Here is a 14,780-nt window from a genome sequence, read left to right on the forward strand (position 1 = left end):
GGATGGGGGGCAGGAAACGGCCGGTGCCGAGATTGCGCAGCCCTGCTGTTACCGAGCCGGCTCGGATTCAAGCCAGGTGGAGAACGCTTCGCGGTTTTCCACCCTACGTGGCCGTAATGGCGCTGTAGGGTGGATAACCTTCCGTTGTCCACCAGCCGTTGCGCCGCGTCCGCGTCCAACCACAGTTTTTTCCCGCCCGATCCCTGCCATCCCGGCAATCCTGTACCACACTCAATGGGCCTGAAACGGACGCTGTGATAGGCGTCGCGCTGCGCCCGTGCGTCGTCGGCCTAGCCGATCATGGATGCCCAGCCGCTCGCTGAACCCGCCCGCCATAACAACAAGACACAGGGGTTAGCATGTTCAAACCACGGGATGTAAAGACCCTGGGCGATGCCCGGCGCATCGTCGAGGAGCGTGGCCTGAGCCACGTGAAAGTCGGCCTGTTCGACAACGATGGGGTGATGCGCGGCAAGTACATGAGCCGCAGCAAGTTCTTCTCCGCCCTGGAGCACGGTTTCGCCTTTTGCGACGTGGTGCTCGGCTGGGACGTCAAGGACCAGCTCTACGACAACGCCCAGTACACCGGCTGGCACACCGGCTACCCGGACGCGCCGGTGCGCATCCTGCCGCATACCTGCCGCGAGATTCCCTTCGAGAACGGCATGCTGCTGTTTCTCGCCGAGTTCGACCAGCAGGCCGAGGCGGTGTGCCCGCGCGGCACCCTGCGGCGGGTGATCGAGCGCTGCCAGGCCATGGGCTTCGAACCCTATGCGGCGCTGGAGTACGAGTTCTTCATGTTCGACGAGACGCCGGAGTCAGCGCGGGCCAAGGGCTTTCGCGACCTCAAGCCGTTCACCCCGGACTGGTTCGGCTACTCGATGATCCGCAACTCGGTGCACGCCGAGCTCTACCACCAGATCCTCGAGATGGGCGAGAGCATGGACTTTCCCATCGAGGGCCTGCACACCGAGACCGGCCCCGGCGTGCTGGAGGCGGCGATCGCCTACGACCGCGCCGAGGCGGCGGCGGACAAGGGCGCGCTGTTCAAGACCTTCATGAAGGTGCTGGCCCAGCGCAACGGCCTGATGGCCACCTTCATGGCCAAGTGGTCGGGCAAGTACCCGGGGCAGAGCGGGCATATCCACGTTTCGCTGCGCGACCGCGCGACCGACAAGTCGGCCTTCTACGACCCGAGCCAGGCGCACAACATGAGCAAGCTGCAGCGGCATTTCCTCGCCGGCCAGCAGCGCCTGATGCCGGAATTCCTGTGCATGGTGGCGCCGACGCTCAATAGCTACCGGCGCCTGATTCCCGGTTTCTGGGCGCCCACCGACGCCACCTGGGGCGTGGAGAACCGCACCGCGGCACTGCGGGTGATTCCCGGCAGCGACAAGTCGCAGCGTCAGGAGTACCGCCTCGGCGCCGCCGACGGCAACCCCTTCCTGGCGCTGTCGGTGGCCATCGGCTCGGGGCTGTACGGGATCATGCAGGAGTGGGAGCCGACTGCGCCGGTCAGCGGCAACGCCTATGCGGTCAAGCATCCCGAGGAGCTGGCGCTGCCGCGCACCCTGTGGGACGCGGCGCAGCGCCTGAAGGCCTCGCAGGCTGCGCGCGAGCTGTTCGGCGACGCCTTCGTCGAGCACTTCGCCGCCAGCCGAGAATGGGAGGAGCGCGAGTACCGCCGCCATGTCAGCGACTGGGAGCTGGATCGCTACTTCGAAATCATCTGAGCGCTCCCCTCTCCACAACCCTCTCCCCGGAGGGGCGAGGGGGACGAGCGCGGCGCGCGATCCGCCGCGTGGGTCGCGATTCCTCTTACGGAGCACCTTATGAGCAAGCTGCAATGCATTTCCCCCATCGACGGCTCGGTCTACGTCGAGCGGCGTCTGGCTTCCAACCCCGAGATCCAGGCCGCGCTGGCCCAGGCCGAGCTGGCGCAGCGGGCCTGGAAACAGGTGCCGCTTAGCGAACGCATCGCCATCGCCCGGCGCGCCATCGCCGCCTTCGCCGCGCGCGAGAGCCAGCTGGCCGAGGAACTGTGCTGGATGATGGGCCGGCCGATTCGCTACGCCGCCGGCGAGATCCGTGGCTTCGTCGAGCGCGCCAGCCACATGGCCGATATCGCCGAGGGTTCGCTGGCCGACATCCGCCTGCCGGACAAGCCCGGCTTCACCCGCTTTATCCGCCGTGAGCCGCTCGGCGTGGCGCTGGTCATCGCGCCCTGGAACTACCCCTACCTGACCGCGGTGAACGCAGTGGTACCGGCGCTGCTGGCGGGCAACGCGGTGCTGCTCAAGCACTCGGCGCAGACCCCGTTGTGCGCCGAGCGCATGGTCGAGGCCTTCGCCGAGGCCGGTCTGCCTGAGGGCGTGTTCCAGTACCTGCACCTGAGCCACGGCGAGACCGAAGCGCTGATCCAGGCGCCGAGCATTGCCCATGTCGCCTTCACCGGCTCGGTGCCGGGCGGGGCCATGGTCGAGCGGGCGGCGGCCGGGCGCTTCATCAGCGTCGGGCTGGAGCTGGGCGGCAAGGATCCGGCCTACGTGCGCGCCGATGCCGACCTGGCGCATGCGGTGGAAACCGCCATCGACGGCGCCTTCTTCAATTCCGGGCAGTCGTGCTGCGGCATCGAGCGCATCTATGTGCACGAGTCGCTCTACGACGCCTTCGTCGAACGCGCCGTGGCGCTGGTGCGCCAGTACAAGCTGGGGCGCTCGGACGACCCGCAGACCACCCTCGGCCCGCTGGTGCGCAGCGACGCCGCCGATTTCGTCCGCGGCCAGATCGCCGAGGCGGTGGCCCAAGGCGCCAGGGCGCATATCGACCCGGCCGAGTTCCCCCTGGATGCGCCGGGCACGCCCTACCTGGCGCCGCAGGTACTGACCGGGGTGCACCACGGCATGCGGGTGATGACCGAGGAATCCTTCGGCCCACTGGTGGGCATCCAGAAGGTGGCCGACGACGAGGAGGCGCTGGCGCTGATGAACGACAGCGAGTTCGGCCTGACCGCGGCGATCTTCAGCCGCGACGTCGACGCCGCCATGGCGCTGGCCGAGCGGGTGGAGGCCGGCACGGTGTTCCTCAACCGCTGCGACTATCTCGACCCCGGTCTGGCCTGGACCGGGGTGAAGAACTCCGGGCGCGGCTGCACCCTGTCGCGGGTCGGCTACGAGCAACTGACCCGGCCGAAATCCTTCCACTTCAAGACTCAGCTGTGAGGCGTGCGATGGACCTGAATCAGTACCGCATGAACTGGAACTACCCCACCTCGATGCGCGTTGGCGTCGGCCGCATTGCCGAGTTGGCCGAGGCTTGCCGTCAGCTCGGCATGCGCGCGCCGCTGCTGTGCACCGACCCCGGCCTGGCCGCGCTGCCGATGATCGATGCGGCGCTGCGCCAGTGCCGCGACGCCGGGCTGAACGCCGGGCTGTTCTCGGCGATCAAGGGCAACCCCACCGGCGCCAACGTGATGGACGGTGTGGCCGCGTTCAAGGCCGGCGGGCACGACGGGGTGATCGCCTTCGGTGGCGGCTCGGCGCTGGATGCCGGCAAGGCCATCGCCCTGATGGTCGGCCAGGATCGGCCGCTGTGGGATTTCGAGGACGTCGGCGACAACGCCAGCCGGGTCAATGTCGCCGGCATGGCGCCGGTGGTGGCGGTGCCGACCACCGCCGGCACCGGCTCGGAGGTCGGCCGCGCTTCGGTGATCACCGACGACGCGGCACATATCAAGCGCATCATCTTCCACGCGCGGATGTTGCCGGCACTAGTGATACTCGATCCCGAGCTGACCGTTGGCCTGCCGGCGAAGATCACCGCCGCCACTGGTATGGACGCGCTGTCGCACAGCCTGGAGGCGTTCTGCTCGCCGCTGTTCCATCCCATGGCCGAGGGCATCGCCCTGGAAGGCATGCGCCTGGTGCAGCAGTACCTGCCACGTGCGGTGGCGCAGGGAAGTGATGTCGAGGCGCGGCTGCAGATGCTGGTGGCCTCGAGCATGGGCGCCACCGCCTTCCAGCGCGGCCTCGGCGCGATGCACGCGCTGGCCCATCCATTGGGGGCGCTGTACGACGCCCATCACGGCCTGCTCAACGCGGTGCTGATGCCTTACGTGCTGGTGGCCAATCGCGGCGCCATCGAGGCGCAGATGGAGAAGATGGCGCGCTATCTGGCACTGCCCGGCAGCGGCTTCGACGCGGTGCTGGACTGGGTGCTGGCGCTGCGCAGCGAGGTGGGCATCGCCCACAGCCTGGACGAGATCGGCATCGACGACACGCGTATCGAGCAGGTGGGACGGATGGCCGAGGTCGATCCCTCGGCCGGCACCAATCCCATCGCCTTCAGCGCCGCGCAGTACAGTGCCTTGTTCGAGAAGGCGCTACGCGGGAGCTTGTAGCCCGGATGCAATCCGGGAGCGGTTGGCCGGTTTGCCCCGGATTTCATCCGGGCTACGAACTGGTTTTGTCGGCGGTTACTGCTCGGCGGCGTCCAGCTGCTGTTGCAGACGCTGCTGGGCCTGCTGGTTGACCTGGTCGATCTGCTGCTTGAGCTGTTCCATCTGCTGCTGTTTCTGCGCCGCGTCCTGCGCCTGCAGGGTGGCGGTGGTGGCGGTCTCGGCACCGCCACAGGCGGCGAGCAGCAGGGGGCTGAGCAACAGGGCGAGGCGGATCGGGCGCATGGTGACTCCAGGGAGCGAAAGCGTTGCGGGATAGGTGGTCAGCCCCCTCTCCCATTTATGGGAGAGGGTTGGGGAGAGAGCAAATCCTGTGGCTTATTCCCCCGCCTGCGCCGCCTGCGCCGCCTGCAAGGCCTCCAGCGCCGGCGCGGCGTAGATACCCACTGCCACCGCCAACTCCATCACCCGCGGCAGGTCGCTGGCGTACACCAGCACCGCCTGCAGTTCGTCGTCCAGCGGTTCGCTGAAGTCCACCAGCACGTAGCCACCGGTTTCCGGCGACAGCGCCGAGAGCTGCACCTGGATGCGGTTGAGCGCCTTGAGCGGCTCGGTCTTGGCCAGCTGCTTGGCCTTGAGCACGAACTGCACCTGCGGGCCGAAGGATTCGGTGATGCGCTGGAACAGCTCTTCATAGCTGTCGGCCTGGAACAGCACGGTATCCGGCAGGCTGCCGACCACCACCCATTCGCCCAGCGGAATGGGGAAGTCGTCGTCGTAGTTGACGTCCGGGTTGGCGGCGAGGAAGGCGGCCGGGTCAGCATAGGCCTGGGCCGCCTCATCGGCGATACGGCCGATCTCGTCCTCGGCCAGGCAGCCGGAGCTTATCTTGGCGATCAGTTCTTCCAGCTGGGCTTTCATCAGGCTATTCCTCGCTCATTCAATTGGGCGGCAAGCATAACCCAGAGCCTGCTGTGCGATGCATGGGAGAGCACTTCGGTCTTCTGGTGTAGGAGGGGCTTTAGCCGCGAGCTCTTGTCGCGGCTAAAGCCCCTCCCACAAAAGTCCTAGCCGTAACGCTTCTTCGCTTCGATGGCCAGGCCACTACCAATGCTGCCGAAGGTATTGCCTTCCACGCTGCGCGCATTGGGCAGCATGGCCGCCACGCTCCGGCGCAGCGCCGGCACGCCGCTGGAGCCGCCGGTGAAGAACAGCGTATCGACCTGCTCGGCGGCGATGCCGGCATCGGCGAGCAGCTGCCTGAGACTGGCGCGGATGCGTTCGAGCAACGGCTCGATGGCGCCCTCGAACAGCGGCCGGGTCAGCTCGGCGACCAGCCCCGGCTCGACCCGTGACAGGTCGATGGCGCGCGCGTCCTGCTCGCTGAGGGCGATCTTGCTGTCTTCCACCTGCATCGCCAGCCAGTGCCCGGCGCGCTGTTCGATCAGGCCGAACAGGCGGTCGATGCCGGTGGCGTCGACTATGTCGTAGCGCATGTTCTGCAGCGCCAGCTGGGTCTTCTGCGCGTACAGCGCGTTGATGGTGTGCCAGGTGGCCAGGTTGAGGTGGTAGCTGGTGGGCATGAAGGCGTCGCTCTTCATCCGGCTGCCGTAGCCGAACAGCGGCATCACCCCGGCCAGCGACAGCTGCTTGTCGAAGTCGGTACCGCCGATATGCACGCCACCGGTGGCGAGGATATCGTCCTGGCGCTCGGCCAACTGGTGGCGCTCCGGGGCCAGGCGCACCAGGGAGAAGTCCGAGGTGCCGCCGCCGATATCGACGATCAGCACCAACTCCTCGCGGTCCAGGCCCGACTCGTAGTCGAAGGCCGCGGCGATCGGCTCGTACTGGAACGACACCTCCTTGAAGCCGAGCTTGTGCGCCACGGCGACCAGGGTGTTCTGCGCTTCCTGGTCGGCTTGCGCGTCGTCATCGACGAAAAACACCGGGCGGCCCAGCACCACCTCGTCGAAGCTGCGCTCGGCCAGACGCTCGGCGCGGCTCTTCAGCTCGCCGATGAAGAAGCCGAGCAGGTCCTTGAACGGCAGCGCGCTGCCCAGCACGGTGGTCTCGCTTTTCAGCAGCTTGGAGCCCAGCAGGCTTTTCAGCGAGCGCATCAGCCGGCCCTCATAGCCTTCCAGATACTCGTGCAGGGCCAGGCGGCCGTAGACCGGGCGGCGCTCCTCGGTGTTGAAGAAGATCACCGAGGGCAGCGTGATCTTGCCGTCTTCCAGCGCCAGCAGGCTGTCCTGGCCGGGGCGCAGCCAGCCGACGGTGGAGTTGGATGTGCCGAAGTCGATGCCGCAGGCGCGGGCAGGGGTGGAGAAGGACATGGTGCGGACAGCCTGAAAAAATTACCGGGAGAAATTTTTGACGTCGTGCAGCGACGGCCCACAGGGCGATCGCCAGGGATGGCAGGACCCAAAGAATCGCCGGGAGCGATTATTGACGTCGCGCCGCGACGGCCCGCAGGGTGGTCGCCAGGGATGGCAGGCCACAAAAAACGGCCGCGCATTCTAGGGCAGACGGCGCACGCCTGCAGCACCGCATATCGCGCCATGGCCGCGTGCGGTCCCGCGAGCGCTGCAGGTCAGCAGCCGCGACGCACGGACTACGCCAGCTGCAGCGTCAGCGCCGCCAGCAGCAGATAGCGTCCGCCCTTGGCCAGGCTGACGATGGCGAGGAAGATCCACAGCCGCTCGCGCATCACCCCGGCGACCAGGGTCAGCGGATCACCGATCACCGGCAGCCAGCTCAGCAGCAACGTCCAGCGTCCGTAGCGGGCATACCAGTCTTGCGCCTGCTGCAGACGCGGCGGGCTGACCGGGAACCAGCGCCGCTCGCGGTAGCGTTCGATGGAGCGGCCGAGCAGCCAGTTGATCCAGGAGCCGAGCACGTTGCCTCCGGTGGCCACCGCCAGCAGCAGCCACGGGCCGTACTGGCCGCCCAGCAGCAGGCCCACCAGCACGGCCTCGGACTGCGCCGGCAGCAGGGTGGCGGCGACCAGGGCGGAGAGGAACAGCGCGCTCAGCATCCGCGGCCTGCCGGGCGGACGGCGCGGGCGAGGCTCAGGGCTGCGATTGCTCGCCCTGCTGGGCCATGATCTCTTCCAGATTCAGGCCGGTGAGACCGTGGATGGTCTTCCACAGGTAGTAGAAGATGGCCATGAGCATGATCATCGAGGGAATCGCGATCATCGGGTAGCTGAGCAGGGTCATGCGTCCCAGTTCGTCGTTGAACGCCTCGGTGCCCGCCGGGCTGGTGACTATCCACTTGGCCAGCACGTAGTTCATCAACGAGGAGAAGAAGAAGGTGCCGCTGAGCCAGTAGGTGGCGCGCATCAGTCGCGTCTCGAAATGCTCGAGATGACCGCCCCGTTCCAGGCGTTCATGGATCTTGTCCACGTTGAGCACCGACTTGTTGAACAGCAGGGTGCGGATCAGCGGGTAGCGGGTGCGGGTCGAGACCAGCACCGCGATGCCGATCAGCCCGGGAATCGCCGCTTCCTTGACTGCCAGCCACTGGGTGTCGAGCTGCAGCAGGCCGATGCCGCCGGTCAGCATGACGCTGACCAGGCCGAGCAGGGCGATGAAGTTGAACTTGCGGTACCTGATCAGCTCGAACGCGCCCCAGCCCAGGGGAAAGGCCAGCGCCAGCACCAGCGCGCCGTCGGCACCGAGGCGCGCCTCGCCACTGAGCTTCATCAGGATGAACGAGGGGATCAGGATGCTGATGGCCAGGTCGATCAGCGGGCGGGGCTTGTGCGTCGGGATGGAGCGGTCGGTAGTGGCGGTCATAACGGCTGGAGTCTGCGTCGGAAGCCCGATGATCGCCTGCCCGGCGCGCCAGGGCTAGCCCGACCATCGATTGGAATGTGAAAAAGTATGAGGCGGCAGGCCGGCATGCGCACTGGCGAGCAACCGCACAGCCTCGATGGGACCGGCTAGTGTCCCGTGCCTGCACTCGTCGCGTCTACTGCGATACTGAAACAGCCGATTCGCGATTCACCTGACTGGAATACGCCTCATGTCCACCTTGCCCCGTGCCTCCCATCACCAATTGCGTAGCGCCTTCCGTGCGCTGCTGGCCTCCGACCGCTGCTATCACACCGCCTCGGTATTCGACCCGATGTCGGCGCGGATTGCCGCCGACCTGGATTTCGAGGTCGGCATCCTCGGCGGTTCGGTGGCTTCGCTGCAGGTGCTGGGCGCGCCGGACTTCGCCCTGATCACCCTCAGCGAGTTCGTCGAGCAGGCCGCGCGCATTGGCCGGGTGGCGCGCCTGCCGGTGATCGCCGATGCCGACCACGGCTACGGCAACGCGCTCAACGTGATGCGCACCGTGGTCGAGCTGGAGCGCGCTGGGGTGGCCGCGCTGACCATCGAGGACACCCTGCTGCCGGCGCAGTTCGGCCGCAAGTCCACCGACCTGATCTCGGTGGAGGAAGGCGTTGGCAAGATCCGCGCGGCGCTGGAGGCGCGCATCGACCCGGAGTTGGCAATCATCGCCCGAACCCATGCCGGTGTGGTCGACAGCGCCGAAGCGATCCGCCGCGCCCAGGCCTATCAGGCCGCCGGCGCCGACGGCATCTGCCTGGTGGGGGTGAAGGACTTCGCCCATCTGGAGCAGATCGCAGACGGCCTCGAGGTGCCGCTGATGCTGGTCACCTACGGCAATCCGCAGCTGCGCGACAACGCCCGCCTGGCCAGGCTCGGCGTACGCATCGTGGTCAACGGCCATGGCGCCTACTTTGCCGCGATCAAGGCCACTTACGACTGCCTGCGCGAGCAGCGCGGCATCGAGCCGGGCGACCTCAGCGCCACCGAACTGACCCACAAATACACCTTGCCCGAGGACTACATCCGCTGGGCGGAGCAGTTCATGGACGTCAAGGAATGACGACGGACCGCACTTGAGATTCGCCGCCGGGGCGCGCATATCTAGCGGGTGACGCGAGGAGAACGACGATGGCAGGTGGCTGGGCGAGCGACGGCGCGGTACAGGAACAGATCGACAGCAGCATCGAGGACGCCATCACGCGCGTCCGCAGCCAGCTGCCCAGGGGCGAGAGCCTGCAGCGCTGCGAGGAGTGCGATGCGCCCATCCCCGAGGCGCGCCGCCAGGCCGTGCCCGGCGTGCGCCTGTGCGTCAACTGCCAGGCCGAGCACGACCGGGAGAACGCCGCCTACAGCGGCTACAACCGCCGCGGCAGCAAGGACAGTCAGCTGCGTTGATCAGGGGGTGATGCTGTAGCCACGACCACTCATGCAGGCGTTGTAGGCTTGCTGGGCATCCGCGCTGCCACGCTCGGTGCGACGATCTTCGCGGCGATCCTGGCGCTGCCGTGAGCCACCGACCGCCATGCCCACCGCGGCCGCGTCCTTGGCCTGGTTCTGCCGGTATTCCTGCTTGATGTCGTCGTCCACGCGATCGTATGCCTCGTCGTGGCGCTGACCGCGTACCTCCGCGACCGCCGCCCCCGCCACAGCGCCTGAGGCGGCGCCACGCAGGCGCTCGCCGCCACGCGAGTCGTCGCTGCCGCCACTCTGGCCAGTGAAACCGGTCTGCGACTGGCAGGCGGAGATATCGGCCTGGATCTGCTCGGGACTCTGGCCCTGGAGCGGCGTCAGGGTGTCGGCATGGGCGGCAGGCAGGGTCAGCAGCAGGAGCCCACCGAGCAGGCGGGCATGTAGCGATGCAAGAGGCATGGCGGTGATCTCCAGGAGGAACCGGGACTATTTCAGTCTAGTTGCGAGCTGACCCGGTATGCGTCCCATAGAGCGCCTCAGAACAGAAAATAGCGCTGCGCCAGCGGCAGCACCTCGGCCGGTTCGCACCAGAGCAACTGGCCGTCGGCCTTGACCTGGTAGTTCTGCGCATCGACCTCGATGCTGGGCAGGTAGCCGTTGTGGATCAGGTCGGTCTTCTGTACCTCGCGGCAGCCCTTGACCACGCCGATGCGCTTCTGCAGCCCGAGTTGCTCGGGCACGCCGGCGTCGAAGGCCGCCTGGCTGATAAAGGTGATGCTGGTGGCATGGCGGCTGCCGGCAAAGCTTCCGAACATCGGCCGGTAGTGCACCGGCTGCGGGGTAGGGATCGAGGCGTTGGCGTCGCCCATCAGACTGGCGGCGATGGCGCCGCCCTTGAGAATCAGCGTCGGCTTGACCCCGAAGAAGGCCGGACGCCAAAGCACCAGGTCGGCCCACTTGCCCACTTCGACCGAGCCCACCTCGTGGCTGATGCCGTGGGTGATGGCGGGGTTGATGCTGTACTTGGCGATATAGCGTTTGACCCGGAAGTTGTCGTTGCCCGGCACGTCCTCGGGCAGCGGACCGCGCTGCTGCTTCATCTTGTCGGCGGTCTGCCAGGTGCGGGTGATCACCTCGCCGACGCGGCCCATGGCCTGGCTGTCGGAGCTGATCATGGAAAACGCACCGAGGTCGTGGAGGATATCCTCCGCCGCAATGGTTTCCCGGCGGATACGGCTCTCGGCGAAGGCCACGTCCTCGGCGATGCTCGGGTCGAGGTGGTGGCAGACCATCAGCATGTCCAGGTGCTCGTCGATGGTGTTCTTGGTGAACGGCCGGGTCGGGTTGGTCGAGCTGGGCAGCACGTTGGGGAAGCCGCAGGCCTTGATGATATCCGGCGCATGACCGCCGCCGGCGCCTTCGGTGTGGTAGGTGTGGATGGTGCGGCCCTTGAAGGCGCCGAGGGTAGTTTCGACGAAGCCGGACTCGTTGAGGGTGTCGGTGTGGATCGCCACCTGCACGTCGTACTGATCGGCGACCGACAGGCAGTTGTCGATGGCCGCCGGGGTGGTGCCCCAGTCCTCGTGCAGCTTCAGACCAATGGCGCCGGCCTTGACCTGCTCGATCAGCGGCTCCGGCAGCGAGGCGTTGCCCTTGCCGGTGAAGCCCAGGTTCATCGGGAAGGCGTCGGCGGCCTGGAGCATGCGCGCCATATGCCAGGGGCCTGAGGTGCAGGTGGTGGCGTTGGTGCCGGTGGCCGGCCCGGTGCCGCCACCGATCATGGTGGTGACGCCGCTCATCAGCGCCTCTTCGATCTGCTGCGGGCAGATAAAGTGGATGTGGGTATCTATCCCACCCGCCGTGAGGATCATGCCCTCGCCGGCGATCACCTCGGTGCCGGCGCCGATGGCGATGGTCACGTCGGGCTGGATGTCCGGATTGCCGGCCTTGCCGATGGCCGCTATGCGCCCGTCCTTGAGACCGACGTCGGCCTTGACGATGCCCCAGTGGTCGATGATCAGCGCATTGGTGATCAGGGTGTCGACCACATCGGCCGCACACAGCTGGCCCTGGCCCATGCCGTCGCGGATCACCTTGCCGCCGCCGAATTTCACTTCCTCGCCATAGGTGGTGAAGTCCTTCTCCACTTCGATCCACAGGTTGGTGTCGGCCAGGCGTACCTTGTCGCCGACGGTGGGGCCGAACATATCGGCGTAGGCTTGGCGGGAAATCTTCATCACAGGTCCCCCATCACGCGGCCGGCGAAGCCGAATACCCGGCGCGCGCCGGCCAGATCGACCAGCTCCACCTCGCGACTCTGCCCCGGCTCGAAACGTACCGCGGTGCCCGCCGGGATATTCAGGCGCATGCCCCGCGCGGCCGCGCGGTCGAACAGCAGCGCATCGTTGGTCTCGAAGAAGTGGTAGTGCGAACCGACCTGGATCGGCCGGTCGCCGCTGTTGGCCACCGAGAGGCTCAGGGTGCGGCGGCCGGCATTGAGCTCGATCTCGCCGTCGGCAATCTGGTATTGGCCGGGAATCATGGGCTGTTCACTCCAGAATCAGTTGCATAAAGGTCAGATCCAGCCAGCGGCCGAACTTGCGGCCGACCTGGGGCATCTGCCCGGTGGTGACGAAACCCAGGCGCTGGTGCAGGTGGATCGAGGCGGCGTTCTGCGACTCGATGGCGGCAACCATGACGTGCAGGTCGGCGGCGCGGGCGCATTCGATCAGCGCCTGCATCAGCACAGGTCCCAGGCCCTGGCCGCGCTGGTCGCTGCGCACATACACCGAGTGCTCGACGGTCTGACGAAAGCCTTCGATGCTGCGCCAGGTGCCGTAGCTGGCATAGCCGAGCACCTCGCCGGCTGCATCGCGTGCCACCAGCACGGGAAAGCCCGCCGCCGTGCGCTCGGCCAGCCAGGCGCGGCGGTTGGCCAGGTCCACCAGGGTCTCGTTCCAGATCGCCGTGGTGTGCGCCACCGCGTCGTTGTAGATGACCAGAATGCCGGGCAGGTCGGCCTCGCCGGCGTCATGTATCGAATAGCTCATGGTTCAGGCAATCGGCTGGTGGACGGTCACCAGCTTGGTGCCGTCGGGGAAGGTGGCCTCGATCTGGATCTCCGGGATCATCTCCGGCACGCCCTCCATCACCTGCTCGCGGCTCAGCAATGTGGTGCCGAAGTGCATCAGCTCGGCCACGGTGCGGCCGTCGCGGGCGCCTTCGAGCAGGGCGGCGGAGATATAGGCCATGGCCTCCGGGTAGTTGAGCTTGACCCCGCGGGCCAGGCGGCGCTCGGCCACCAGGCCGGCGGTGAAGATCAGCAGCTTGTCTTTCTCGCGTGGACTCAGATCCATCTCGTGACTCCGTTTCTGGGCGACCGCCTGTCGCAGTCGCCGCAATCATTGGGGTAGCCAAGGCGCATGCCTTGGCCCTACATCCGTCAGGTACTCCAGATGCGCGGCAGCAGCGCCTCGCGGCCGAGCAGCGCCGGGCGCAGCAGGCGCCATAGGGCGATCAGCCAGGCGCGCGCCTGCAGCGCCTCGCTGGCCAGGCAGCGGGCGATCAGCAGGCCCGAGAGCTGGCTGAGGTCGCCGCGCACACCCTCGATCTTCAGTTCGCGGCAGCGTTCCAGCAATTCGCTGTCCACTTCGCCGCTGGCCAGCAGGGTGGCGAATACCGGCTGGCCGTCGAGGCCCACGGGCGAGTCGAGCAGGCCGTCGCCGCCGGTTACGCGCTGGCGCTCGTGCCACAGCAGCTGGCCGTCGCGGCGAATATCCAGCGCGGCCCGGAAGTGCCCGCTGGCGAAACGCTCGGCGGCGGCGGGGCGGCCGAGGGCGACGATGTCCCAGTACAGCAGCCGGGCGTCGCCGTGCAGCTCGATCTGCGTGTGCAGCTCGGCCTGGGCGCCGGCGTAGACGATGGTCTCCTGCGGCAGCCATTCCAGGGTGGCGCCGGCCGCGACGCTCAGGCGCAGCTCCTGGCGGGCGATGCCGGCGGCGCGATACCACTTGGCGGCGCCGGGGCTGGTGAGCTGCACCCAGGCGCCCTCGCCGGCATGGGCGGAGATGTCCAGGCGGTCGCCGCCGGCGATGCCGCCGGGCGGATGGACGATGATGTGCTGGCAGACTTGCGGCCCTTCGGCATACAGGTGCTTCTGCACCCTAAGCGGGCCGAGGTGGCGCCTTTGCACTGGCGTGGTGCGTTCGCCGTGGCGTGCGTAGGCCAGCTCCAGCTCGGCGGGCCAGCTCGGCGTGAACGGGGCGACAGGCAGGTTCATGACAGGGCAAAGATTTCCGCGCATTAGTTGACCGAGTGGGCAAGCAAGAGGCGTGCCTCGAACCAATTCGGTGCGTGGGGTGCGCCGTGCGCGTCTGGACTGCGCTGACCCGAGAGGGCGGCGGTGCGTGCGGCGCACCCTACTAGATGGCCACCAGCCCGCGCACACCCTCGGCTTCCATGTTCTCGCCACGGCCCTGCTGGACGATCTCGCCGCGGCTCATCACCAGGTACTGGTCGGCCAGTTCGGCGGCAAAATCATAGAACTGCTCCACCAGCAGGATGGCCATATCGCCACGTTCCGCCAGTTTGCGGATCACCGCGCCGATCTCCTTGATCACCGAGGGCTGGATGCCTTCGGTGGGCTCGTCGAGGATCAACAGTCGCGGTTGGCTGGCCAGGGCGCGGCCGATGGCCAGCTGTTGCTGCTGGCCGCCGGAGAGGTCGCCGCCGCGGCGATGCTTCATCTCGCGCAGCACGGGAAACAGCTCGTAGATGAACTCCGGCACGGCCTTGGCCTGGCTGGCGGGGAAACGCGACAGGCCCATCAGCAGGTTTTCCTCCACCGTCAGGCGGCCGAAGATCTCGCGGCCCTGCGGCACGTAGGCGATACCGGCCTGTACGCGCTGGTGCGGCTTGTGGCCGGTGATGGCCTGGCCCTCCCACTGCACGCTGCCGTCCTTGGCCGGAATCAGGCCCATCAGGCATTTGAGCAGGGTGGTCTTGCCCACGCCGTTACGGCCGAGCAGGCAGGTGACTTCGCCGACCTTCACGTCGAACGACAGGCCACGGAGGATATGGCTGCCGCCGTAGTACTGGTGGAGTTGTTCAACTTGCAGCATGTCGATGTCCTTTGC

Annotated in this window: 17 protein-coding genes; 5 read left to right on the forward strand and 12 right to left on the reverse strand. The window is 67.3% G+C overall.

The genetic code is table 11. The annotated features are described in order from the left end of the window. Positions 1–359: 359 nt before the first annotated feature. From ACUTAF_RS00945 to ACUTAF_RS00955, 3 genes are all read left to right on the forward strand, one after another. Positions 360–1,733: a glutamine synthetase family protein gene (locus ACUTAF_RS00945; protein ID WP_445578208.1), complete on the forward strand. Its 1,374-nt coding sequence runs from the start codon at positions 360–362 to the stop codon at positions 1,731–1,733. A gap of 99 nt (positions 1,734–1,832) precedes the next feature. Continuing rightward, on the forward strand, positions 1,833–3,221 hold the full coding sequence (locus tag ACUTAF_RS00950) for an aldehyde dehydrogenase family protein (protein WP_445578209.1): 1,389 nt from the start codon (positions 1,833–1,835) through the stop codon (positions 3,219–3,221). Positions 3,222–3,229: 8 nt separating this feature from the next. Continuing rightward, a complete protein-coding gene (locus ACUTAF_RS00955; RefSeq protein WP_445578210.1) occupies positions 3,230–4,399 on the forward strand; it encodes an iron-containing alcohol dehydrogenase in 1,170 nt (389 codons plus the stop codon). 75 nt (positions 4,400–4,474) lie between these two features. Here ACUTAF_RS00955 and ACUTAF_RS00960 read toward each other — a convergent pair whose 3' ends face one another. The 5 genes from ACUTAF_RS00960 to ACUTAF_RS00980 form a co-directional block, all read right to left on the reverse strand. Next, positions 4,475–4,681, reverse strand: coding sequence for a hypothetical protein (locus ACUTAF_RS00960; RefSeq protein ID WP_445578211.1), 207 nt, complete (start codon positions 4,679–4,681; stop codon positions 4,475–4,477). Between the two features lie 93 nt (positions 4,682–4,774). Further along, positions 4,775–5,317, reverse strand: a complete 543-nt coding sequence (locus ACUTAF_RS00965; protein ID WP_445578212.1) for a hypothetical protein — start codon at positions 5,315–5,317, stop codon at positions 4,775–4,777. A gap of 146 nt (positions 5,318–5,463) precedes the next feature. Further along, a complete protein-coding gene (locus ACUTAF_RS00970; protein ID WP_445578213.1) occupies positions 5,464–6,729 on the reverse strand; it encodes an Hsp70 family protein in 1,266 nt (421 codons plus the stop codon). Positions 6,730–7,007: 278 nt separating this feature from the next. Continuing rightward, positions 7,008–7,430 (reverse strand): YqaA family protein, encoded by a 423-nt coding sequence (locus ACUTAF_RS00975; RefSeq protein ID WP_445578214.1) that lies wholly within the window; start codon positions 7,428–7,430, stop codon positions 7,008–7,010. 34 nt (positions 7,431–7,464) lie between these two features. Next, positions 7,465–8,193, reverse strand: a complete 729-nt coding sequence (locus ACUTAF_RS00980) for a VC0807 family protein (protein ID WP_445578215.1) — start codon at positions 8,191–8,193, stop codon at positions 7,465–7,467. A gap of 238 nt (positions 8,194–8,431) precedes the next feature. On the opposite strand from ACUTAF_RS00980, the gene ACUTAF_RS00985 reads away from it, so the two are divergent. Further along, entirely contained in the window at positions 8,432–9,295 is an 864-nt protein-coding gene (locus tag ACUTAF_RS00985; protein WP_445582376.1) for an isocitrate lyase/PEP mutase family protein, read from the forward strand. A 68-nt stretch (positions 9,296–9,363) separates the two neighbouring features. Continuing rightward, positions 9,364–9,630 carry a DksA/TraR family C4-type zinc finger protein gene (locus tag ACUTAF_RS00990; RefSeq protein ID WP_445578216.1) on the forward strand — a complete coding sequence of 89 codons (267 nt, stop codon included), beginning with the start codon at positions 9,364–9,366 and terminating at the stop codon, positions 9,628–9,630. Here ACUTAF_RS00990 and ACUTAF_RS00995 read toward each other — a convergent pair whose 3' ends face one another. The 7 genes from ACUTAF_RS00995 to urtE all read right to left on the reverse strand — a co-directional run bounded on the left by ACUTAF_RS00995 (position 9,631) and on the right by urtE (position 14,765). Beyond that, on the reverse strand, positions 9,631–10,104 hold the full coding sequence (locus ACUTAF_RS00995) for a hypothetical protein (protein ID WP_445578217.1): 474 nt from the start codon (positions 10,102–10,104) through the stop codon (positions 9,631–9,633). It lies immediately after the preceding gene. A 77-nt stretch (positions 10,105–10,181) separates the two neighbouring features. Beyond that, on the reverse strand, positions 10,182–11,882 hold the full coding sequence (ureC, locus tag ACUTAF_RS01000) for an urease subunit alpha (protein WP_445578218.1): 1,701 nt from the start codon (positions 11,880–11,882) through the stop codon (positions 10,182–10,184). Beyond that, entirely contained in the window at positions 11,882–12,187 is a 306-nt protein-coding gene (locus tag ACUTAF_RS01005; protein ID WP_445578219.1) for an urease subunit beta, read from the reverse strand. Before ACUTAF_RS01005 ends, ureC begins: the two co-directional genes overlap by 1 nt. Before the next feature lie 7 nt (positions 12,188–12,194). Continuing rightward, positions 12,195–12,695: a GNAT family N-acetyltransferase gene (locus ACUTAF_RS01010; RefSeq protein WP_445578220.1), complete on the reverse strand. Its 501-nt coding sequence runs from the start codon at positions 12,693–12,695 to the stop codon at positions 12,195–12,197. Positions 12,696–12,698: 3 nt separating this feature from the next. After that, positions 12,699–13,001, reverse strand: a complete 303-nt coding sequence (gene ureA / locus ACUTAF_RS01015) for an urease subunit gamma (protein ID WP_122108158.1) — start codon at positions 12,999–13,001, stop codon at positions 12,699–12,701. Between the two features lie 86 nt (positions 13,002–13,087). Continuing rightward, positions 13,088–13,924: an urease accessory protein UreD gene (locus ACUTAF_RS01020; RefSeq protein WP_445578221.1), complete on the reverse strand. Its 837-nt coding sequence runs from the start codon at positions 13,922–13,924 to the stop codon at positions 13,088–13,090. A 142-nt stretch (positions 13,925–14,066) separates the two neighbouring features. Beyond that, entirely contained in the window at positions 14,067–14,765 is a 699-nt protein-coding gene (urtE, locus tag ACUTAF_RS01025) for an urea ABC transporter ATP-binding subunit UrtE (RefSeq protein WP_445578222.1), read from the reverse strand. Between the last annotated feature and the right edge of the window lie 15 nt (positions 14,766–14,780).

Source organism: Pseudomonas sp. SP16.1, from assembly GCF_052682975.1.